The organism is Rhizobium sp. WYCCWR 11152 (assembly GCF_013087615.1).
Classification (GTDB): Bacteria; Pseudomonadota; Alphaproteobacteria; order Rhizobiales; family Rhizobiaceae; genus Rhizobium; species Rhizobium indicum.
The window spans coordinates 381,265-401,851 of the sequence record NZ_JABFCP010000006.1; the positions used below are offsets into that span (position 1 = coordinate 381,265).

Consider the following 20,587-nt stretch of genomic DNA (forward strand, 5'->3'; position numbering starts at 1 on the left):
TGGCAATTTGCCACTCACGCGGCCGCGGATTTCTTCACGGCCGGCGCAAGAACCCTTTCCTGCTGTACGGCCGGCACCTCGCCGTTGACGATCGCCTCGATGCCCGAGCGCGGTCCCGGCTTACCGAAGAGGAAGCCCTGCACCTGCAGACAGCCTTCCCGTCGCAGGAAGTCGATATGGTCTTCGTTTTCGACGCCTTCAGCAAGCACCGGTATGTCGAGGCTTGCCGCAAGAATGAGCGTCGAACGCACGATTGCCGCAGACTGCTTGTTGGTGACGACGCCGTCGACGAAGGCGCGGTCGATCTTGATCTTGTCGAACGGGAAGCTCTGCAGTGTCGACAGTGACGAATAACCCGTGCCGTAATCGTCCATCGCCACCTTCACGCCAAGCGCTTTCAGCCGGCGGATTGCCTGCAGCGCATGTTGATGATCGGCGATGATGCCGGATTCGGTGATCTCGATCTCGAGTCGCGCCGCCGGCAGGCCGGTCTCGAGAAGGATCTGATGCACGATCTGCGGTAGGCGGTTGTCGCCGAGCTGCTGCGGCGCGACGTTGACGGCGATGCGCAGCGGGTTCTTCCAGGTCGCCGCTTCCGCGCAAGCGGCCCGCAGCACCCATTCACCAAGCTCAATAATAAAGCCGGTCTTTTCCGCGATCGGAATGAATTCGACGGGTGAGATGTAGCCGCGCACGGGATGTCTCCAGCGCAGGAGCACTTCCAGGCCAACGATGTCGCGCGTCAGCGTGTCATTCTGCTGCTGGTAGAACAGCTCGAATTCGCCGCGCGCCAATCCTTCCCGCATCTCGCTCGCCAGCGCGTTGCGTTCGCGCGCTGCCTGGTCCATCGAGGGCTCGTAGAAGCATATGCTGTTGGTCGCTGTCGATTTTGCCCGATACATGGCGATATCGGCCTGCGACAGCAGGTCGTCCAAAGTGTCCGCCTGTCCGGGATAGGTGGAGATACCGATACTGGAGCCGACGGTGAGCGCATGGCCGTTCCATTCGATCGGCCGGGCGATCTCGTCGAGCATGCGTTGTGCCAGTCCCTTGGCGTCTGAACGGACGAAATAATCGCACATGACGGCCACGAACTCGTCGCCGCCGACCCGCGCCACGAACTGGCCGTTCTGCATGATCCTGGACAGCCGCTCGGCGACGGCGCGCAGCACGGCATCGCCGGCGGCGTGGCCATGAACGTCGTTGATTTCCTTGAAACGGTCGAGGTCGAAGGAAAGCACGGCGATATTGGCCGTCATGTCTTTCGGCTTGTTGACCAGAGCCGACAGATGCTCGTTGAAGGCGGCGCGATTGGCAAGATTGGTCAGCGGGTCATGCAGCGACAGATGGCGGTAACGCTCGACGGCTGCCTGCGTCGACTGCATGTCGATGATATAGGTGGAGGCACCCAGCGCCAGGATGATGATCATGACGGCGCTGACAAGACCGGTCATGATGCCGTCCGAGATGATCTCGGTGGGTGCCGCAACAGTGGCATCCGGCAGGATCGTCAGTCCCGCCATGCCGGTGAAATGCGTGAGCACGATCGCAAGGATCAGCGAAAGGGCAGCCCCGTGGCGGCAGAAACGCGTGATCGGCCGACCGATGCGATTGGTGGCGACCGCGCCGAACAAGCCGGCGAAGACCAGCGAGGCGACGACATAGGAGGCCTGCCATTCGAGACGACCCTCGATCTCGTAACCGGCGATCCCGACATAGTGCATGACCGCGATGCCGAGGCCGACGATCACGCCGCCTGCCTCGATAAGCGCGCTCTTCTGCGCGATTGACGCGATGGCAAAGCCGATCATCGTCGTCGCGACGGCGGCAAACAGCGACAGCAGCGTCAACGTCGGCTCATAGCCGTTCGCCACCGGCGTCTGGTAACCGAGCATGACGATGAAATGCGTCGTCCAGATGGACGAGCCGCCAACGAAACCGGAGAGAAACAGCCAGTTGGTTTTCTGCAGCCCCTGCGATCGGCGCACCCGGGTGAAGAGGCGCATCGACAGCATCGATCCGAGCACACAGATAATGGTGGCGAAGATCAGATGCGGAAGGCTGTGTTCGACGGTGATACAGGAAAGGACGCGCAACATGAGAGGCAACCGGCAAATTGAGACGGCCCTGCTTATATTGGCGGGTAAACGCAGGATTTATTAATCGCCGCCGATTTCGTTTTCGATGGTTAAACCTTGGCGAAAGCGTGTATATGGGCGAAAAACAACCCAAATCCGCAACTTGCGTTTCCGATCGACTTATAATATAGGCCACCGGTCCGTGTAGACACCCTTGGAGGCAACGCGGATGAGGTCGGGTCATACCGCCTCCGGTTCGTCGGAACAAGGCTTTTGCCCGCCGCCGAACTCTCCAAATAACCTCGAAAGGAATAGCCATGAGCCAGGAAACTTACGAGCTCAAGGCCGAGGCGCGCGAACGGGTTGGTAAGGGGTCCGCCCGTGAACTTCGCCGCAACGGTTTGATTCCCGCTGTCATCTATGGTGACAAGCAGGCCCCCATTGCCATCGCTCTCAACACCAATGAGGTGACGAAGCGCATTCACGCCGGTGGTTTCATGACCACCGTGGCGACGATCGACGTCGACGGCAAGAAGCACAAGGTTCTGCCGAAGGACTACCAGCTCGATCCGGTCCGTGACTTCACGATGCATGTCGATTTCCTGCGCGTCTCCGGCAACACCCAGGTGACCGTTGAAATCCCCGTTCACTTCATCAACGAAGAGAAGTCCCCGGGCCTCAAGGTCGGCGGCGTTCTGAACATCGTTCGCCATGAAGTCGAAGTTCATTGCCCGGCCGATGCGATCCCTGAGTTCTTCAACATCGACCTCAGCGGCAAGAAGATCGGTGACAGCATCCATATCGCGGAAGTCACCCTGCCGAAGGGTGTCACTCCTGTGATCGACCGCGACTTCACGATCGCGACCATCATTGCCCCGGCTGGCGGCATTGACGAGACTGCTGCGGAAGGTGGAGCCGAAGCCTGATCGCTTCGACCAATTTGTAAAGCATATGGCCCGCTTTCCCCTGGAAAGCGGGCTTTTCATTGCCCGGAAACGCCCCGTTTCAGCAACATTTAACAAATTCGTGAAAGCATGCTCCGTCAGTTGCGAAGAAGCCCGCCTCAACGCACGACAGCAAATATGGCCGGCCTGGGGAGTAGACGGAACCATGAACAATTCCGTTGAGAACAGATTTTTTGCGATAGTTTGCGGAGCGCTGCTTGTTTTTGTCGCTCCCCTCTTTGTTCTCTTCCTTTTTCTTTCCTCCGAGCGGGCCGACAAGGAAATACGCGACCATATCTCCGTTCTTCTTGTCGCCAATGCCCAGGCGCTGGCCAAACCCCTGTGGGACCTCGATGAGGACAGCGTCACCCAGATCAGCGCGACGGTCGTTTCCCAGGGCGCCATCGTCAGGGTCGAAGTGCGTGACCAGTCAGGCCAGCTCGACGTCAGCCAGTCCACCATTCCGCGCTCCTTCGACGGCAAGCTCGTGCAGGTGTCGCGCGCCATCATCTACAACACCGTTGACGGTCCGAAGAACCTCGGCAGCATCAGCGTCTATTATCCTGCGCTCGGCCTGTTTTCCGGCCTGAAGCAGGAAGAGGTCGTCTTCATCTCGATCTTCATCTTCGCGGTGCTGACCGTTTTCGGCACGGCGCTGATTGGCAATCGCTTCTTCGTCATCCAGCCGCTGATGCGGCTGACGGCGGCAATCGAGGCCACCCGCCAGTTGGGCTCCCGCCATCATGTCGACTGGCAGTCGAACGACGAGATGGGACGGCTTGCCCATAGCTTCAACGAGATGCAGACCAAGCTCGAAAGCGAGGAAAAGGAGCTGAAGCTCGCCCACCGCCGCGCCACCGACATCTACAATCTGACGCCCGCCATGCTCTTCTCGCTCGACGAGGAAGACCGCATCACCGCCGTCAGCGATTATTGGCTGCTTGCCACAGGTTATAACCGTGCCGCCGTCATCGGCCGCAACTTCGCCAATCTCGTCACCCCCGCGACCCGCGACAAATTCGTCAAGCGCCGCCAGGCCGAAAGCGGCATGACCGTCACCGTCAAGTTCGTTTGCCTGGACGGCCGCACCATGGACGTCCTCATCATGGAATCGGAGGCGGGAGCTGGCGCTCAAGACCGCCTCTCGCTATCGGTCATGACCGATGTGACCGAACTCAAGGCCTCCGAGGACCGCAACCACCGCCAGGCAATCACCGATCACCTGACCGGGCTTCTCAATCGCCAGGGCTTCGAGGCCGTCCTCGACAACAAGATTGCCGCTGCCGATGCCGCCGGCCAGGAACTCGCCTGTCTCTTCGTCGATCTCGACCGTTTCAAGTGGATCAACGACAATATGGGCCATGCCGCCGGTGACATGGCACTGGTCGAGCTCGTCGAGCGCCTGAAGACCCATCTTGCCCCCTCCGACGAGGCGGCCCGTCTCGGTGGCGACGAATTTGCCATCCTGCTGCCGGCCAAGGACGCCGAAAACCGCGCCAAGGTGATGTGCGAGCAGATCGCCTCGATCTTCGAAACGCCATTCACCCCCGACATGCATCTGAGCGCTTCCGTCGGCATCGCCATCTATCCGCATCATGCCGAAACCGCGGCCGAGCTGCTGCAAAAATCCGACATGGCGATGTATGCCAAGAAACGCGACGGCAAGAACGGCGCCCAGCTCTTCGACAATGCCATGCTCGACCGCGCTCGCAGCCGCGCCGAAATCGAGGCCAATATCGAAGCCGGCCTCGTCGACAACTGGTTCGAAGCCTTCCTGCAGCCGATCGTTACCCTGAACGGCCGCGGCATTGCCGGTTTCGAGGCGCTGATGCGCCTCAACCATCCGCAGAAGGGCTTGATGCCGCCGGCCGAGATCATCAGCGTCGCCGAGGAAACGGCAAAGATCGTCCGCGTCGGCAACGTCATCATGGAAAAGGCGATCGCCAACCTCGCGAAGATTTCCCGCATATCAGGCATGCAGGATACCTATCTCGCCATCAACTTCTCGCCGCTGCAGTTCGAGCCGGCGCTGCCGGCCCGTCTTGCCGCCATCGTCGGCCGCCACGGCATCCGCCCCGAGCGCATCGTCGTCGAGATCACCGAAGCCGTGCTGATGCACGACAACCCACAGATCCGCTTGATCGTCACGGAACTTCGTCGCTTCGGCTGCCGCATCGCGCTTGACGATTTCGGCACGGGCTATTCGTCGCTGAGCTACCTCAACCGCTTCCCCGTCGACATCATCAAGATCGACCAGTCCTTCACCCGCGCGATCAACGACGGCGACGACGACGTGCGCCAGAAGAGCCGCATGCTGATCGAAGGCATCACCACACTTTCCCACAAGATGAACTGCACCGTCATTGCCGAGGGTATCGAGACCGAAGAGGAATGCCGCACGCTCCATCAGATGGGGCTTGACTATGGCCAAGGCTATCTCTTCCATCGTCCGCAGCACGCCGCCACGCTGATCGAGGAACTGACGGCCTCGCAATCGGCCGTCGCACGCGCCTCGTGAACGAAGAACCAAGGAGATGATACGGATGAAAAAGCTCCTGCTTCTCGCATGCCTGGCGCTGCCCTGCACCGCCCATGCGCAAACGGTGACGTTCACGACCGAGGACTATGCCCCCTTCAACTATCGCGAAGGCAAGGAGATCAAGGGCGCGACCGTCGAGCAGGTCGAAAAGGTGATGGCCGCGATCGGCGTCGACTACACGATCGAGATCATGCCCTGGGCGCGTGCCTTCAGCCTTGCCCGCACGGCGCCGATGACTTGTGTCTTTGCGACCGCCCACAACGGCGCACGCGACCCCTTGTTCAAATGGGTCGAGCCGCTGCTCATCGATCGCAACATCCTGATCACCCGCAAGGGCTCGGGCGTCACCGCCGGCAATCTGGACGAGGCGAAGAAATATACGGTCGGCACGCAGCGCGAGGATTACACCGAGACGATCCTGAAGGAAAAGGGTTTCACCAAGCTCGATGTCGCCAGCGACTTCAATGCGACGCTGCGCAAGCTGCTTGGCGGGCGCATCGACATGATGCCGATCTCCGAACTCTATTTCGAAAAGTTGAAAGCCGACCAGCCGGTGGAATTGGTGACCGTGCTCTCCGCCCAGCCAATGGGCATCGCCTGCGAGAAGAACTTTCCGGACGATCTGCGCGCCAGGATGCAGGCAGCTCTCGACAAGCTGATCGCCGATGGCGACCAGAAGCAGATCTTCCTGAAATACGGCATGAACCTGTCGGAATGACTCCGAAGACAACTGCCCTTTCCGCTTGACTTTGCTTTCATTTCGCGGTGGTGAACGGCGGGAAGTTCTAAACGCGTCGCGATCTTTCAGATTTGCTCCTCGCGCTTTAGGTCTTTGTTTTTACGCATGTGGTTGTCGCAAAACCGCTGCACACTTTGCGCGACATGCTTTAGCGAGGAAAGACAGGCCATGCTGATCATCGCGGGTCTCGGCAATCCCGGCGGCAAATACGCCGGCAACCGCCACAATATCGGCTTCATGGCCGTCGACGCCATCCATCGGCGCCACGGCTTTTCGCCCTGGTCGAAGAAGTTCAGGGCCGAGATCGCCGAGGGCGAGGTCGGCGGCGAGAAAGTGCTGCTGATGAAGCCGCAGACCTTTATGAACCTTTCCGGCGAGTCCGTCGGCGAAGCGATGCGTTTCTACAAGCTCCAGCCGGCCGATCTCGTGGCCATCTACGACGAGCTCGACCTTCCTGAGGGCAAGGCGCGGCTGAAGACCGGCGGCGGCCACAACGGCCACAACGGCATCAAGTCGCTCGATGCGCATTGCGGCAGGGAATACCGGCGGCTACGCCTCGGTATCGGCCATCCCGGCATCAAGGAAATGGTGCAGAACCATGTGCTCGGCGATTTCGCCAAGGCCGACAAGGCCTGGCTGGAGCCGCTTCTCGACACGCTCGCCGACAATGCCGACATGCTGGTGCGAAACGAAGATTCGCAGCTGATGAACAAGATCGCGCTGGCGCTCGGCGGAAAGGCCGAAGAGGAGAAACCGGCGAAGGAAAAGAAGGACGCCGAGAAGAAGCCGGCCGGCCAGTCACATATCCATCGGGCCCGCAACCACAATCAGCCGAAGTTGCCGGCCACCGGCCCGATGGCCGACATGCTGAAAAAGATGTTCGGCAAAAAGGGCGATTGAGACCGATGCCGGATCAAGACGTCGTCATCCGCCCGGCTGCCCGCGGCGATCTTGCCGGTCTCATGAGGCTTTACCGTCACCTGAACCCCACCGATCCGGTTCTTGACGAGGCCATCGCCGAAGAACGCTTTTTCGCCATCCTGGCCCAGCCCGGCATGACCGTCTTCATCGGTTTTGCGGGTGAGGTCGCCGTCGCCACCGTCACAAGCGTCGTCGTGCCGAACCTGACACGGAACGGCGCGCCCTATGCGCTCATCGAAAACGTCGTCACCCATGCCGATCATCGCAAGCGCGGCTATGCCCGCGCCGTCATCGGCCACGCGGTCGCAGACGCCTGGAACGACGGATGCTACAAGGTGATGCTGCTTACCGGCTCGAAGAATCCGGCAACGTTGCGCTTCTATGAGAATTGCGGTTTCGTGCAGGACAAGACCGGCTATCAGATCCGCCGGCCCTGAATCCATATTCGGGGCGGCCCTCGGAAAACGCCTATTCCTCCGGTTCGGTGGTGAACATCAGCGGAAAGCCCATGCCCTTGGCAAGGTCGATGCCTTCCTTGGCCTTGGTCTCGGCGATGTCCCTGACGCAGACCACGACCACGCAGGAACCCAGCTTGTGCGCCGTCATCATCACCCGGTAGCCGGTCTCCTCGCTCATGCGGAAGACGGCCTTCAGGATCATGATCACCAATTCGCGCGGCGTATAATCGTCATTGACGAGAATGACCTTGTAGAGCTTCGGCTTGTCCAGCTTGAGCTTCACTTTGGCCTTCGGTTTCAGGGCAATGTCATTGTCACTCATCGGAAAAATCCACCCGTTGATGACATGGGGTCAGCAATCTTCAAAACCATCTAATCATTGTCGATGACGAATTTTTGACGGTTAGCCGGTGCGGCTCCCGACCTCAAACGGGCAGGAGCTGGTCGCCGGCATCGTCACCGAAAGGTCAACTTCGTCTATGCGAACAGCGACCGGCATTCTGGTGAAATCAGCAATACGTCCAAATCTCCGTCGCTTTCAAGAATAGGCCAGCACCGATCCGTCGGCAAGTGAGCGACGCTAAAAGCTCTCTAAGACTTGACCATATTGCTCCTTTATCCCATAGGCACCAGCAAGGAATTCAAGAACAGCAGGTTTTAGCCATGGGCTTCAAATGCGGTATCGTCGGGCTGCCGAATGTCGGCAAATCGACCCTCTTCAACGCGCTCACCAAGACGGCGGCGGCACAGGCGGCGAACTACCCCTTCTGCACCATCGAGCCGAACACCGGCGAAGTCGCCGTTCCCGATCCGCGCATGCGCAAGCTTGCCGACATCGCCAAGTCGAAGGAACTGATCCCGACCCGCATCTCCTTCGTCGATATCGCCGGCTTGGTGCGCGGCGCCTCGAAAGGTGAAGGCCTCGGCAACCAGTTCCTCGCCAATATCCGCGAGGTCGACGCCATCGTCCATGTGCTTCGCTGCTTCGAAGACAGCGACATCACCCATGTCGAGGGCCGCATCAATCCGGTCGCCGATGCCGAGACTATCGAGACCGAGCTGATGCTTGCCGACCTCGAAAGCCTGGAGCGCCGCACCGAGCAGACGCGCAAGCGCGCCACCGGCAAGGACAAGGAATCGGTGGCGATGCTGCCGATCATGGATGCCTCGCTGAAGCTGCTCAACGAAGGCAAGCCGGTTCGCACGCTGCTGTCGACGCTCGATGCGGAAGAAATCGTCATCCTCAAGAGCCTCAATCTTCTGACCTCGCATCCGGTGCTCTACGTCTGCAACGTCGCCGAAGGCGATGCCTCGACCGGCAACGAATTCACCGAAGCCGTTGCCGTCATGGCGAAGGAACAGGGTGCCGAAACCGTCGTCATCTCGGCGGCGATCGAGTCTGAGGTCGCCCAGCTTCCCGAGGAGGAAGCCAAGGAATTCCTCTCCGCCCTCGACCTTGACGAGGCCGGCCTCGACCGGCTGATCCGTGCCGGCTACAAGCTGCTCCACCTCATCACCTATTTCACTGTCGGCCCGAAGGAAACGCGCGCCTGGACGATCGAGCGCGGCACCAAGGCGCCACAGGCCGCCGGCGTCATCCATTCGGATTTCGAGCGTGGCTTCATCCGCGCCAACACCATCGCCTATGACGACTACATCAAATACAACGGCGAAGTCGGCGCCAAGGATGCCGGCAAGGCGCGCGACGAAGGCAAGGAATACGTCGTCCAGGACGGCGACGTCATCCACTTCCGCTTCAACACCTGAACGGAAATTGCCGCTATCCCGATCAATTCATTTCGCCCAAATCGCTCAGCGGTTTGGGCGAAATCGTAAGATTTACGGGGTTGCCCCTAAGACGGCCGGCGGCAGTCTTTGCGAAATGGCAGCCGGCAGTGCCCGCAGCACGATGCGGCGCAGCGGCATCCAGCCGGTACCGATGATGAGCACGATCGCTCCGACGACGATCAGCGTCGTGAAGATATAGGTGTCAACCGTCGCACTCCCTTGCCGGAAAATGCCGTAGATCGCAAAACCGAGCGACAGCAGGCCTGACGTGACGAAGGCGCGTCGATCGATGACAAGGCCGATCAGCATCAACACCACCACGCTGATAACAATGATGGGTGTCTTGATCGATACCTCCTGGGCAACATCGAGCAAATTGCCGTCGAACGACATCAGCAGCCTTACGCTGAAGAGCAGGGCCGGTGCCGCGCCGAGGTGAAGCCAGAAGGCGATATCGGAGCGTGTTGTCCGGCGCAGCCGATCGCCGAGGTCGAAATAGAGCGCCGTTGCAAACAGCCCGAGCGCGCAAACGAGGAAGACCACCGCGAGCAGGAGGGGATGGTTGGCGAAGAATTGCGGATCGCCGCTCGCCCATTGCATGAGGCGCAATAGCAGGGTGAGCACCAGCGCAAGGGCCGAGGTGATGCAGAGCGCCAGCGACAGAGGCACGCGATACCGGGCATAATAGAGGCCGAGAATGATCGGGAAGCCGGCGACGAACTGCGTCGCCTCCGCCCCGATATCATTGAAGGCTGATGTTCCCGGCTTGAAGAAGAAGGACATCAGCACGAATGTCCAGCAGAACAGCGCAATCGTCAGGCTGACGGCCGGCAAAGCGAGCCGCTGGCGGCGCACCAGGATTTCCGAAAGCACGATGATCGCAGGCAGCACGGCATAAAGTGCGGCAAGCCCCCAGAGGCCGCCGAGCGCCACCACGACGCCGATGGTGATCAGCACATCGTGGAAGCCGCGCACAAAGCGTGGCGTCTCGGTATCCGACCAGGCCTGCCCCTCCGCTTCCATTGCCGGCTGTGCCTCAGCGATGACGACCCCGCGCTCCGTCAGGAACGGCAAAAGCCGCACGCCCGCCTGCGGCGAAATCAGCTCCTGGCGCACGGCCTCGTCGAGTATCGACCTTAGTTCAGTCATGCCGGTTTATCTCCCCGGAATCATTGAGCCCGCGCGGATGCTATTGTAAGCATTGTGCGCTGCATATGGCGGGAGGAGCGAATGTCGGCAGAAAAGCTTTCCTTCGAGGATTTCCAGCCCGGCCGCCGCTTCGCGCTTGGCCCGAAGCCGGTGACCACAGAGGAAATCATTGAGTTCGCAAGCGAATTCGACCCACAACCGATGCATCTCGATGAGGCTGCCGGCCGCGCCAGCATTCTCGGCGGCCTTGCCGCCTCCGGCTGGCATACCTCTTCGATGTTCATGCGCATGATGGCCGACAGCTACGTGCTGAACTCGCTCTGCGAAGGTGCGCCGGGCGTCGACCTGATGGAATGGCGAAAGCCGGTGCTTGCCGGCGACACGCTGTCCGGCCACTCGACCGTGCTTGAAGCCCGGCCGATGCGATCGCGCCCCGGCATGGGCATCGTCAAGTTTCGCCACGACGTGGAAAACCAGCGCGGCGAACTCGTCTGCGTCTCGGAGAACTCGGTCATGTTCGGCATGCGCGCCCGGCCCGCGGAAATCGGCATAAACCCGGAGACATCAGCATGAGGATGTCCGAGCTTTACGCGGTTGGCGAGAAGGCCGAGATCGGCAGCTACACTTTTACCGAGGAAAACATCATCCGTTTCGCGACGCGCTACGATCCGCAGCGTTTCCACGTCGACAAAGAAGCCGCCAAGGACACCCTCTTCGGCGATCTCTGCGCCTCGGGCTGGCACACCACCGCCGCCTGGATGCGGACCTTCCTCGCTTTTTGGGAAAGGCAGAGTGCCGCACTCGCGCAAAACGGCCTGACGTCGCCGAACCTCGGTCCTTCGCCCGGTTTCCAGAAACTGCAATGGCTGCGGCCGGTCTTCGCAGGCGACGTCGTCACCTACTCCGTCGCCTTCCTCTCCAGCCGGGCGCTCGCGTCGCGGCCGGGATGGCACCTCAACACCATCCTCTGCGAGGGCGTCAATCAAAACGGCGATGCCGTTATCCGCTTCGAAAGCAGCGTGCTCGAATTCGACTGACGCTGAAGGCAGCAGGACGAGGGCTCAGTGGCCGGAGAATTCGACCAGCGTATGCACGACGACGCCGAGCTCTTCCAGCTTCCTGCGGCCGCCAAGATCCGGCAGGTCGATGACGAAACAGGCGCCAACCACTTCCGCGCCGATCTGGCGCAGCAGCTTCGTGGCACCCACCGCCGTGCCGCCGGTGGCGATCAGGTCGTCGACCAGGATCACCTTCTCGCCGGGCTGGACAGCATCGCGATGCATCTCCATCTCGTCGACGCCATATTCCAGGCTGTAGGCGATGCGCACGGTCTCGTGCGGCAGCTTACCTTTCTTGCGGATCGGTACGAAACCTGAGGAAAGCTGGTGCGCCACCGCGCCGCCGAGGATGAAGCCGCGCGCCTCCATGCCGGCGATCTTGTCGATCTTCGTGCCCGCATAGGGCTGCACGAGTTCGTCGACCGCCCGGCGGAAAGCCCGAGGGTTGCCAAGCAGCGTGGTGATGTCGCGGAAGATGATGCCGGGCTTGGGATAGTCAGGAATGGAGCGGATGCTGGCTGCGAGCTCCGAAATCGTATTGTTCATGGAAAATCCATATCTGCGAACGCATGAAACTGGCTGGACTTTATCAATTGCCAGGGGCGGAACCAACAAAAAAGGCGACCCGTAGGCCGCCTTTCGAAATCCGGCGGGGAACCGCTCAATGTTCCTTATTGGCATAGATCGAGCGCTTCGTCAGGTAGATCAGCACCGTGAAGATCGCCAGGAAAATCATGACCATGAAGCCGGTGCGCTTGCGCTCATCGAGATGCGGCTCAGCGGCCCACATCAGGAAGGCGGTAACGTCCCTCGAATACTGGTCGACCGTCGCCGGCGCGCCATCGTCATAGGTCACCTGGCCGTCAGAGAGCGGCTTCGGCATGGCAAGGACGGCGGCAGCATTGAAATAAGGGTTATAATGTCCGCCCTGCGGCACCTGGAAACCGGCCGGCGGCTCTTCATAGCCGGTCAGCAGTGCGTGGATATAGTCCGGGCCGCTTTCCTGATATTGCGTGAAAATGTCGAAAACGAACTGCGGAAAGCCGCGCTCGATTGAGCGGGCCTTGGCGATCAACGAAAAATCGGGCGGAGCCGCGCCATTGTTGGAAGCAGCCGCGGCTTCAGCATTGGGGAAAGGCGACGGGAAGTAATCGGAAGGAACCGCCTTGCGGGTAAACATCTCGCCGCTGGCGTCGGGACCGTCCTGGACCTCGTAATTCGCGGCGAAGGCCTTCACCTGCGCCTCGGAATAGCCGAGTTCGTCCAGCGTGCGGAAAGGCACGAGCTTCATCGAATGACAGGCTGCACAGACTTCCGTGTAGACCTTGAGGCCGCGCTGGAGCTGGCCCTTGTCGTAATGGCCGAACGGACCGGCGAAAGACCATTCCTCCTCCTTCGGATGCTTCAGCGGATAATGCGGCGTCTCACCTTCCGCGTGATGGGCCGGAGCCGCACCGTTGGCGGGCGTCGCCTCCTGGGCCAGCACCGCACTGCCGAGACCGGCGGCGAATGCGAACGAGAGAATGCTTGTAACAAGCGTTTTCATATTTCTATTCCCTTCCGTCGCTCGCTTATGCCTTGACCGCTGCGGTCTTGTTGCGCTTTTCGAGCACCGCTTCGGTGATCGAATTCGGGATGCGGCGCGGTGTTTCCACCAAGCCGAGAACCGGCATCGCGACCAGAAAGAAAGCGAAGTAGAGGAGTGTGCAGATCTGCGAGATCGTGGTGAACAGGCCTTCCGCCGGCTGCGAGCCGAGCCAGCCGAGGATGATCGCGTTGATCACGAACAGCCAATAGAACAGCTTGTACCAGGGGCGGTAGACGGCGGAACGGACCTTTGAGGTATCGAGCCAGGGCAGGAAGAAGAGCACGATGATCGCGCCGAACATCACGAGCACGCCGCCGAGCTTGGAATCGATCGGGCCGACGTTGAAGGTGATCGAACGCAGCATCGCGTAGAACGGCAGGAAGTACCATTCCGGAACGATGTGGGCTGGCGTCTTCAACGGGTCGGCCGGGATGTAGTTGTCGGCATGGCCGAGGAAGTTCGGCATGTAGAAGACGAAATAGGCATAGACCAACAGGAACACCGATACGCCGAGCGCATCCTTCATTGTCGCATAGGGCGTGAAGCGCACCGTGTCCGTCTTCGTCTTGACCTCGACGCCCGTCGGGTTCGTCTGGCCGACGACGTGCAGCGCCCAGATGTGCAGGACGACGACGCCGGCGATCATGAAGGGCAGCAGGTAATGCAGCGAGAAAAAGCGGTTCAGCGTCGGCTGTTCGACGGCAAAGCCGCCGAGTAGGAACTGCTGCAACCATTCGCCAATCAGGGGAAAGGCCGAGAAGAAGCCGGTGATGACGGTCGCACCCCAGAAGGACATCTGGCCCCAGGGCAGAACGTAACCCATGAAGCCAGTCGCCATCATCAGGAGATAAATGACCACACCGAGAATCCAGAGAATTTCTCGCGGCGCCTTGTAGGAGCCGTAGTAGAGGCCGCGGGCGATGTGCAGGTAGACGGCAACGAAGAAGAAGGATGCGCCGTTGGCATGCATATAGCGCAGCAGCCAGCCCTGGTTGACGTCGCGCATGATCTTTTCAACGGAGTTGAAGGCGACCGACGATTCAGCGGCGTAATGCATGGCGAGCGTGACGCCCGTCAGGATCTGCACCACCAGCATGACGGCGAGCATGGCGCCGAAGGTATAGGCATAGTTCAGGTTACGCGGAACCGGGTAGGCGATGAAGCTGTCATAGACCATGCGCGGCAGTGGAAGGCGCGCATCGACCCATTTCTCGAGGCCGGTTGATGGCTCGTAGCTGGAATGGCCACTCATATATCAGTCTCCCCTCAACCGATCTTGATTTTGGTATCGGACACAAATGAAAAGGTCGGGATCGCCAGGTTCTCGGGCGCAGGACCCTTCCGGATGCGGCCGGCCGTGTCGTAGACCGAGCCATGGCAGGGACAGAACCAACCATTGTATTCGCCGGCCTGGCCGAGCGGGACGCAACCGAGATGAGTGCAGGTACCGACCATGACGATCCAGTTTTCCTTGCCTTCGCCGCCCGAGCGGTCGACGCCCGTTGCCTGAGCCTCGGCAGGAAGGTTTGCATTGCGAGCTGCCGGATCCTTAAGGTCCGACACGGGAACATCGGCTGCGGCCTTTACTTCTTCCGGCGTGCGATTGCGGATGAAGATCGGCTTGCCGCGCCACTTGACTGTCAGCGACATGCCGGGCTCGAGGCTGGCAACGTCGACTTCGATGGAGGCGAGAGCAAGCGTCGAAGCGTCAGGACGCATCTGATCGATGAACGGCCAAGCGACCGCGACGGCGCCGACGGCGCCCGCCATACCAGTGGTGAGATAAAGGAAATCACGGCGAGTGGGTTCGCCCGTGCCCTCGCTTGTCGTTTCGTGTTCGCTCACGGCTAACATCCTCTGCGCAATTTTCGCGGAATTCCGCCCTACCCCTCTACCGGCGAATCTCTCTAGACACAATTCGGCCATAGATTCCCCAGCAATCCGGCGCGTTCTATGCTTGATCGCAAATTATGTCCAGCCTTGGCAAGGGGATGAGGGCACAATGTCGCGGGAAATTTCGGATGAATTTTTTAAGGCAAACACGCGCCTGCCATTATGTTGCATTGCAACAAAAATGCCCTCGTGATAGGCGCAGTCCGAGCCATGCCAGTGAGCCGGACCGGAGCGGATGAGAGACACGATTTTTTGCGTATTCAGCGTTCTTACGACGCTTGTTCTCGCCATCGTCTCCCTGCGATACGTCACCGATTTCTATCTGCTCTCCTTCTTTTACAGCTTCCAGGTTCATCTGGCGGCAGCCGGCGCGGTGGCCTCGGTCGCTGCCCTTCTCGTCAAGCGGCACTGGTATGGCCTGCTGACCCTAGCAGTATCGGTGGTTCTTGCAGTCCATGGCATCGTGATGATGCGCGAATTCGTCGAACCATCAGTCGAGGAGAGCCGCACGGCCCTGTTCAGGCTAATGTCCTTCAATATCGAGAACGATAATTTCGCAAACGGCCCTGACATCGCCGACATGGTCATCGCCTCAGGCGCCGATGTCGTCAACATCCTGGAGGCCGAGCCGCTGCTGTCGGAACTGCCGCGGTTGTTGAAGACCTATCCCTATTATATCGGCTGCGGTGTCGGCATGGAACAATGCGATACGCTGGTGCTGTCGAAGCGTCCGCTGATCGAACCCCGCATCCGCAATCTCGGCCTGCTCTGGCGCAACCGGCTGACGATCTCGACAATCGATTTCGATGGCCAGAAGGTCAATTTCCTCGCCGCGCACCTGACAAAACCTTATTACGACGAGTTCCACGGCCTCGAAATCTGGGATCTAGCAGAGATCATCCCTTCCCTTTCGGGACCGCTCGTCCTTGCCGGTGATTTCAATACGTCGATTTTGGCGCCCGACGTGCAGTATCTCATGCGCACTCAAGGCTTGGGCACGGCATCGCTGGAGCCCGCGACATGGCCGATCCGCGCCGGCGCCTTCGGTATTCCTATCGATCATATCTTTACCCGGGCGCCGCTGCGGCTGAAATCGGTCCGCCGCATCGAGAACGGCTTCGGATCAAATCATTTTGGCCTCATGGCGGAATTCGTCGTCGACCCTTGAGCCCGCATCCTCGTCCGTAGCAAGGAAGCCGCCGGACTGGCGCGCCCAAAGTTCGGCATAGAGCCCGCCGTGGCGAAGCAGTGCGTCATGGCTGCCTTCCTCGATGATCCGTCCGAGATCGACGACGATCAGCCGGTCGAGCGCGGCGATCGTCGACAGCCGATGGGCGATCGCAAGCACCGTCTTGCCTTCCATGATCCGATGGAGATTGGACTGGATGGCTTCTTCCACCTCCGAATCGAGCGCTGATGTCGCCTCGTCGAGAACGAGGATCGGCGCGTCCTTCAGCATGACGCGGGCAATGGCGATACGCTGCCGCTGCCCGCCGGACAGTTTGACGCCGCGTTCGCCGACATGCGCATCGAAACCTCTGCGGCCCTGCTGATCCTGCAGGCGTTCGATGAAGTCGATGGCTTCGGCGCGCCTAGCCGCCTCGACCAGCCCCTCCTCACCGGCATCGGGCCGTCCGAACAGGATGTTGTCACGCACCGAACGATGCAGCAGCGAGGTGTCCTGGCTGACGACGCCGATCTGCATCCTGAGAGATTCCTGCGTCACGGCTGCAATATCCTGGCCGTCGATCAGAATACGGCCGTCCTGAATATCGTAGAGGCGCAGCAGCAGGTTCATCAGCGTCGATTTCCCCGCGCCCGAACGGCCGACGATCCCGACCTTTTCGCCCGGGCGGATGGTCAGCGAGAAATTCTCGACGACCGGCTGATGGCCCTTGCCGTAGCGGAAGGAAACATTGTCGAAGCGGACACCGGGCTGCCGGATTACCAGGGTCTTCGCATCAGCCCGATCGACGAGCCCCAGAGGCTGGGAGATCAGCTCGGCAGCGTTCTGGATGGTGCCGAGGTTGCGCATGATGCCGTTGAATTGCGTCATCAACCGTCCGAGCAGGAAATTCAGCCTGAGCACCAGCGCCAGCGAAAACGCCACCGCACCCGAGCTGATGAGGCCGCGCAGCCAGAGATCGACGCTCAGTCCCGCCATCGTCACGATCATCAGGCCGGAGAGCAGCGCCATCGAGGCCCTGACGCCGGTGATGAACCGCGTGAAGCGCAGCACCGTATCCTGATAGATATCGAAGCCTTGCCGCATGTAGCGGTCGGTCTCCTCGTCGCGTGCAAACAGCTTCAGCGTCTGCATGTTGCTGTAGGAATCGACCATCCTGCCGTTCAGCATCGATCCGGCTTCCGCCGTTTCGCGGGAATGATGGCGGATCCGCGGGACAAAGTGGCGCGCCAGCAGGCTGAAGGCGCCAAGCCAGAACAGCACGACGGCGGCAAGGGAAAAGTCCAGCCGGGCGACGAGCACGAGCGTCGTTGCGGCATAGATGCCGACGAACCAGACGCTTTCCATCAGCGAGGTGACGAGATCGCCGGTGGCCTGCCCCGCCGACCAGACCTTGGTGACGATGCGTCCGGAGAAATCGCTCTGGAAGAACGACAAGGATTGCCTGGAGACGTGGAGATAGGATTGCCAACGTGCGAGATTGTAGAAGCCCGGCGTGATCACCTGCTGATCGACGAGCGCGATCAGGAAGGCGATGACGAAGCGCACCAGCCCGATGAGGGCGAGCATGCCGAACAATTCGCCGCCATGGGCTGCGAGAAGGCCGCTCCAGCCGGCACCCGGGGTGATGCTGCCGAGGATATCGACGAGCCGCCCGACAAACCAGAAGAGCGCAGCCTCGATCGCCGCCGACGCGCCGCCGAGAACGAGCATGGCGATGAACGGCATCCTCGCCTGGCCGATATAGAACCAGATGAATCCGAGCGTCGAGCGCGGCGGCTGGAGATTGTCGCGTGGGCGGAACGGATCGATCCAGGTTTCGAACCGGCGGAGGATGGGGCTTAGGAACATAGAAGCGATATAGGCGGAATAACCGGACCGGCAAAGGGAATGAAAAGCGACCGAAACCTTATATTTTGGTAATTATCGGTAACATCGGCGGCATACCCATTGAATGCCCCCGAACCGGTCACAATCTCACGTTACGATCGCGCTTTACCGGAGACCACTTCCATGGAAACGAAAATGCTCGATGTGCATGTTCCGCTTCCGCTTGCAGAAAGGCTGGATGCCCTGGCGTTCGCCCTGGGGTTGCCGCGCGACGAGATCGTCGCGGAGGCCATTGCCACCTGGATCGATCAGGAGGAGCACCGCCGCTTGGTCGCGCTGCGCACGATCGCCGCCGCCAACACCATGGTGGTCGTCGAGCATCACCGCGTGATCGATTGGGCCGACAGTCTTTGAACGGATAAGGGGCAAACGCAGTCAGGCCTTCAGCAACCGTCCGGCAAGCTTATAGCCATCCTAAGAATTAAAGAGGCCCTCTCCGCTTTCGCAGGGAGGGCCTCATTCATCTTATTCCGCAGCCTCTTCCGCTTCGTCGGCGTGATCGGAGAGGAAGCCGCCGGACTGGCGGTTCCAGAGGTCGGCATAGATACCGCCTGCTTCGATCAGTTCGCCGTGCGAGCCGGCCTCGATGATCCGGCCCTTGTCGAGCACGATCAGCCGGTCCATCTCCGTCAGCGTCGACAGCCGGTGGGCGATGGCGATCACCGTCTTGCCCTCCATCAAGGCGAAGAGGTTTTCCTGGATCGCCGCCTCGACTTCCGAATCGAGCGCCGAGGTCGCCTCGTCGAGCACCAGGATCGGCGCGTCCTTCAGGAAGACGCGGGCGATCGCGACGCGCTGCCGCTGGCCGCCTGACAGTTTGACGCCGCGTTCGCCGACCTGCGCGTCGAGCCCCGCGCGCCCCTGCATGTCGACGAGGCCTTCGATGAACTCCCAGGCATTGGCGCGTTTGGCGGCCTCGATCACCTCGTCGTCCGTTGCTTCGGGACGACCATAGGCGATGTTATCGCGGATCGAGCGATGCAACAGCGAGGTGTCCTGCGTCACCACGCCGATCAGCGAACGCAGGCTTTCCTGCGAGACACCGGCGATATCCTGCCCGTCGATGGTGATGCGGCCGGCCTCCAGATCGTAAAAGCGCAGCAGCAGGTTCATCAGCGTCGTCTTGCCGGCGCCGGAACGGCCGACCAGACCGACCTTCTCGCCTGCCTTGATGTCGAGCGACAGGTTGTCGATGATGCCCTTGCTCTTGCCGTAGTGGAAGCGGATGCGGTCGTAGTGGATCGCGCCCTTCTTCGCCGTCAGGGTGGGTGCGCCCGGCTTGTCGACGATGTCGTGCTGTTTGCTCATCATCTCCATGCCGTCATAGACCGTGCCGATATTCTCGAACAGCGCCGAGACTTCCCACATGATCCATTGCGACATGCCGTTGACGCGCATGGCAAGACCGATAGCGATGGCGATGGCGCCGACCGAGATGGCCCCGTTCAGCCAGAACCAGATCGACAGGCCCGAGATGACGAAGAGCGCAACGCAGTTGTTCATGTAGACGAAGATGTGGAAGAGCGTCACCTTGCGCATCTGCTTGTGTACGGTCTGGAGGAACTCGTCCATGCCCTCCTTGGCATAGACCTCCTCGCGGCCCGAATGCGAAAACAGCTTGACCGTCGCGATATTCGTATAGCTGTCGACCACGCGGCCCGTCATCATCGAACGCGCATCCGCCTGCGCCGCCGCGATCTTGCGAAGCCGCGGCACGAAATAGGCGACGATGCTGATATAGACCGCGAGCCAGACGAGGATCGGGATCATCAGCCGCCAGTCCGCCGCCGCAATCACGATGATCATCGTCAGGAAGTAAGTGACGACATAGACGAAGACGTCGAGGATCTTCATCACCGTTTCGCGTACGGCAAGCGAGGTCTGCATCACCTTGGTGGCGACACGCCCGGCAAACTCGTTGGCGAAGAACGACATGCTGTGGCGCAGCAGGAAGCGGTGCATCTGCCAGCGTGCGATCATCGGATAATTGCCGAGCATCATCTGGTGCATGATGAGCGAATCGAGCCCGGCTACCACAGGCAGGCCGACCAGCACCAGTGCCGCCATCCAGAAAAGCTTGTGGCCTTCTCTCTCCAGGAATGTGGCGCGGTCGGCATTGGTCAGCCAGTCGACGATGTCGCCGAGGAACTGGAAGAGCGCCACTTCGCCGATAGCGATCAGCGCGGTCAGCACGGCCATCAGGCCGAGCCAGGGTGCAGCCGGCTTGCTGTAATGCCAGCAGAAGGCAAAGAGACCTTTCGGCGGGGCGACAGGGTCCTCGCTTGGAAAGGGATTGAGTCGCTGTTCGAACCAGCCAAACATGAAATTGCTCCGAAACGTCAGCGTTCCGGCTCCC

General features: G+C 60.5%; 19 protein-coding genes. 10 read left to right on the plus strand and 9 right to left on the minus strand.

Annotated elements, in window-relative coordinates; all coding sequences use genetic code 11:
- Positions 1 to 14 precede the first annotated feature (14 nt).
- Positions 15 to 2,099 carry a bifunctional diguanylate cyclase/phosphodiesterase gene (locus G9X67_RS07830; protein ID WP_138386927.1) on the minus strand — a complete coding sequence of 695 codons (2,085 nt, stop codon included), beginning with the start codon at positions 2,097 to 2,099 and terminating at the stop codon, positions 15 to 17.
- A gap of 296 nt (positions 2,100 to 2,395) precedes the next feature.
- On the opposite strand from G9X67_RS07830, the gene G9X67_RS07835 reads away from it, so the two are divergent.
- From G9X67_RS07835 to G9X67_RS07855, 5 genes are all read left to right on the plus strand, one after another.
- Positions 2,396 to 3,004, plus strand: a complete 609-nt coding sequence (locus G9X67_RS07835) for a 50S ribosomal protein L25/general stress protein Ctc (protein ID WP_003561325.1) — start codon at positions 2,396 to 2,398, stop codon at positions 3,002 to 3,004.
- A 184-nt stretch (positions 3,005 to 3,188) separates the two neighbouring features.
- On the plus strand, positions 3,189 to 5,540 hold the full coding sequence (locus G9X67_RS07840; protein ID WP_171598442.1) for an EAL domain-containing protein: 2,352 nt from the start codon (positions 3,189 to 3,191) through the stop codon (positions 5,538 to 5,540).
- Positions 5,541 to 5,565: 25 nt separating this feature from the next.
- Positions 5,566 to 6,279 carry a transporter substrate-binding domain-containing protein gene (locus tag G9X67_RS07845; RefSeq protein WP_171598443.1) on the plus strand — a complete coding sequence of 238 codons (714 nt, stop codon included), beginning with the start codon at positions 5,566 to 5,568 and terminating at the stop codon, positions 6,277 to 6,279.
- Between the two features lie 189 nt (positions 6,280 to 6,468).
- Positions 6,469 to 7,200 carry an aminoacyl-tRNA hydrolase gene (gene pth, locus G9X67_RS07850; RefSeq protein ID WP_171598444.1) on the plus strand — a complete coding sequence of 244 codons (732 nt, stop codon included), beginning with the start codon at positions 6,469 to 6,471 and terminating at the stop codon, positions 7,198 to 7,200.
- A complete protein-coding gene (locus G9X67_RS07855) occupies positions 7,197 to 7,658 on the plus strand; it encodes a GNAT family N-acetyltransferase (protein WP_138386924.1) in 462 nt (153 codons plus the stop codon). Before pth ends, G9X67_RS07855 begins: the two co-directional genes overlap by 4 nt.
- Positions 7,659 to 7,689: 31 nt before the next feature.
- On the opposite strand, the gene clpS is transcribed toward G9X67_RS07855, so the two are convergent.
- Entirely contained in the window at positions 7,690 to 8,001 is a 312-nt protein-coding gene (gene clpS, locus G9X67_RS07860) for an ATP-dependent Clp protease adapter ClpS (RefSeq protein ID WP_003541733.1), read from the minus strand.
- A gap of 341 nt (positions 8,002 to 8,342) precedes the next feature.
- On the opposite strand from clpS, the gene ychF reads away from it, so the two are divergent.
- A complete protein-coding gene (ychF, locus tag G9X67_RS07865; RefSeq protein ID WP_012758451.1) occupies positions 8,343 to 9,446 on the plus strand; it encodes a redox-regulated ATPase YchF in 1,104 nt (367 codons plus the stop codon).
- Between the two features lie 72 nt (positions 9,447 to 9,518).
- Here ychF and G9X67_RS07870 read toward each other — a convergent pair whose 3' ends face one another.
- Positions 9,519 to 10,616 carry a hypothetical protein gene (locus G9X67_RS07870; protein WP_138330393.1) on the minus strand — a complete coding sequence of 366 codons (1,098 nt, stop codon included), beginning with the start codon at positions 10,614 to 10,616 and terminating at the stop codon, positions 9,519 to 9,521.
- An 81-nt stretch (positions 10,617 to 10,697) separates the two neighbouring features.
- Here G9X67_RS07870 and G9X67_RS07875 point away from each other — a divergent pair, with 81 nt between their 5' ends.
- Positions 10,698 to 11,189 (plus strand): MaoC family dehydratase, encoded by a 492-nt coding sequence (locus G9X67_RS07875; RefSeq protein WP_138330392.1) that lies wholly within the window; start codon positions 10,698 to 10,700, stop codon positions 11,187 to 11,189.
- Positions 11,186 to 11,653: a MaoC family dehydratase gene (locus tag G9X67_RS07880; RefSeq protein ID WP_138330391.1), complete on the plus strand. Its 468-nt coding sequence runs from the start codon at positions 11,186 to 11,188 to the stop codon at positions 11,651 to 11,653. The genes G9X67_RS07875 and G9X67_RS07880 overlap by 4 nt, the downstream gene beginning before the upstream one ends.
- A gap of 24 nt (positions 11,654 to 11,677) precedes the next feature.
- Here the strand turns inward: G9X67_RS07880 and G9X67_RS07885 are convergent, their stop codons facing one another.
- The 4 genes from G9X67_RS07885 to petA form a co-directional block, all read right to left on the minus strand.
- Positions 11,678 to 12,220: an adenine phosphoribosyltransferase gene (locus G9X67_RS07885; RefSeq protein WP_130787440.1), complete on the minus strand. Its 543-nt coding sequence runs from the start codon at positions 12,218 to 12,220 to the stop codon at positions 11,678 to 11,680.
- Between the two features lie 115 nt (positions 12,221 to 12,335).
- Positions 12,336 to 13,220 carry a cytochrome c1 gene (locus G9X67_RS07890; RefSeq protein WP_171598445.1) on the minus strand — a complete coding sequence of 295 codons (885 nt, stop codon included), beginning with the start codon at positions 13,218 to 13,220 and terminating at the stop codon, positions 12,336 to 12,338.
- A 25-nt stretch (positions 13,221 to 13,245) separates the two neighbouring features.
- Positions 13,246 to 14,514 (minus strand): cytochrome b N-terminal domain-containing protein, encoded by a 1,269-nt coding sequence (locus G9X67_RS07895; RefSeq protein ID WP_138330389.1) that lies wholly within the window; start codon positions 14,512 to 14,514, stop codon positions 13,246 to 13,248.
- A 14-nt stretch (positions 14,515 to 14,528) separates the two neighbouring features.
- The gene (gene petA / locus G9X67_RS07900) at positions 14,529 to 15,107 is read right to left on the minus strand and encodes a ubiquinol-cytochrome c reductase iron-sulfur subunit (protein ID WP_138330388.1); all 579 of its coding nucleotides are present in this window, start codon (positions 15,105 to 15,107) and stop codon (positions 14,529 to 14,531) included.
- 283 nt (positions 15,108 to 15,390) lie between these two features.
- Between petA and G9X67_RS07905 the strand changes: the two genes are divergently transcribed.
- On the plus strand, positions 15,391 to 16,323 hold the full coding sequence (locus tag G9X67_RS07905) for an endonuclease/exonuclease/phosphatase family protein (protein ID WP_171598446.1): 933 nt from the start codon (positions 15,391 to 15,393) through the stop codon (positions 16,321 to 16,323).
- Here the strand turns inward: G9X67_RS07905 and G9X67_RS07910 are convergent.
- The gene (locus G9X67_RS07910) at positions 16,279 to 18,192 is read right to left on the minus strand and encodes an ABC transporter ATP-binding protein (RefSeq protein ID WP_171598447.1); all 1,914 of its coding nucleotides are present in this window, start codon (positions 18,190 to 18,192) and stop codon (positions 16,279 to 16,281) included. The two genes, G9X67_RS07905 and G9X67_RS07910, sit on opposite strands and share 45 nt — an antisense overlap.
- A 162-nt stretch (positions 18,193 to 18,354) precedes the next feature.
- Between G9X67_RS07910 and G9X67_RS07915 the strand changes: the two genes are divergently transcribed.
- Positions 18,355 to 18,585, plus strand: coding sequence for a ribbon-helix-helix protein, CopG family (locus tag G9X67_RS07915; protein WP_062944444.1), 231 nt, complete (start codon positions 18,355 to 18,357; stop codon positions 18,583 to 18,585).
- A gap of 111 nt (positions 18,586 to 18,696) precedes the next feature.
- Here G9X67_RS07915 and G9X67_RS07920 read toward each other — a convergent pair whose 3' ends face one another.
- A complete protein-coding gene (locus G9X67_RS07920; protein WP_171598448.1) occupies positions 18,697 to 20,553 on the minus strand; it encodes an ABC transporter ATP-binding protein in 1,857 nt (618 codons plus the stop codon).
- Positions 20,554 to 20,587: the final 34 nt, after the last annotated feature.

Coding starts and splice junctions, on each gene's coding strand:
- G9X67_RS07905 (WP_171598446.1), top strand. CDS start 15,391: ATGAGAGACACGATTTTTTGCGTATTCAGCGTTCTTACGACGCTTGTT.
- pth (WP_171598444.1), top strand. CDS start 6,469: ATGCTGATCATCGCGGGTCTCGGCAATCCCGGCGGCAAATACGCCGGC.
- ychF (WP_012758451.1), top strand. CDS start 8,343: ATGGGCTTCAAATGCGGTATCGTCGGGCTGCCGAATGTCGGCAAATCG.
- G9X67_RS07840 (WP_171598442.1), top strand. CDS start 3,189: ATGAACAATTCCGTTGAGAACAGATTTTTTGCGATAGTTTGCGGAGCG.
- G9X67_RS07885 (WP_130787440.1), bottom strand. CDS start 12,220: ATGAACAATACGATTTCGGAGCTCGCAGCCAGCATCCGCTCCATTCCT.
- G9X67_RS07845 (WP_171598443.1), top strand. CDS start 5,566: ATGAAAAAGCTCCTGCTTCTCGCATGCCTGGCGCTGCCCTGCACCGCC.
- G9X67_RS07920 (WP_171598448.1), bottom strand. CDS start 20,553: ATGTTTGGCTGGTTCGAACAGCGACTCAATCCCTTTCCAAGCGAGGAC.
- clpS (WP_003541733.1), bottom strand. CDS start 8,001: ATGAGTGACAATGACATTGCCCTGAAACCGAAGGCCAAAGTGAAGCTC.
- G9X67_RS07910 (WP_171598447.1), bottom strand. CDS start 18,192: ATGTTCCTAAGCCCCATCCTCCGCCGGTTCGAAACCTGGATCGATCCG.
- G9X67_RS07890 (WP_171598445.1), bottom strand. CDS start 13,220: ATGAAAACGCTTGTTACAAGCATTCTCTCGTTCGCATTCGCCGCCGGT.
- G9X67_RS07880 (WP_138330391.1), top strand. CDS start 11,186: ATGAGGATGTCCGAGCTTTACGCGGTTGGCGAGAAGGCCGAGATCGGC.
- G9X67_RS07870 (WP_138330393.1), bottom strand. CDS start 10,616: ATGACTGAACTAAGGTCGATACTCGACGAGGCCGTGCGCCAGGAGCTG.
- G9X67_RS07915 (WP_062944444.1), top strand. CDS start 18,355: ATGGAAACGAAAATGCTCGATGTGCATGTTCCGCTTCCGCTTGCAGAA.
- G9X67_RS07875 (WP_138330392.1), top strand. CDS start 10,698: ATGTCGGCAGAAAAGCTTTCCTTCGAGGATTTCCAGCCCGGCCGCCGC.
- G9X67_RS07835 (WP_003561325.1), top strand. CDS start 2,396: ATGAGCCAGGAAACTTACGAGCTCAAGGCCGAGGCGCGCGAACGGGTT.
- G9X67_RS07830 (WP_138386927.1), bottom strand. CDS start 2,099: ATGTTGCGCGTCCTTTCCTGTATCACCGTCGAACACAGCCTTCCGCAT.
- G9X67_RS07895 (WP_138330389.1), bottom strand. CDS start 14,514: ATGAGTGGCCATTCCAGCTACGAGCCATCAACCGGCCTCGAGAAATGG.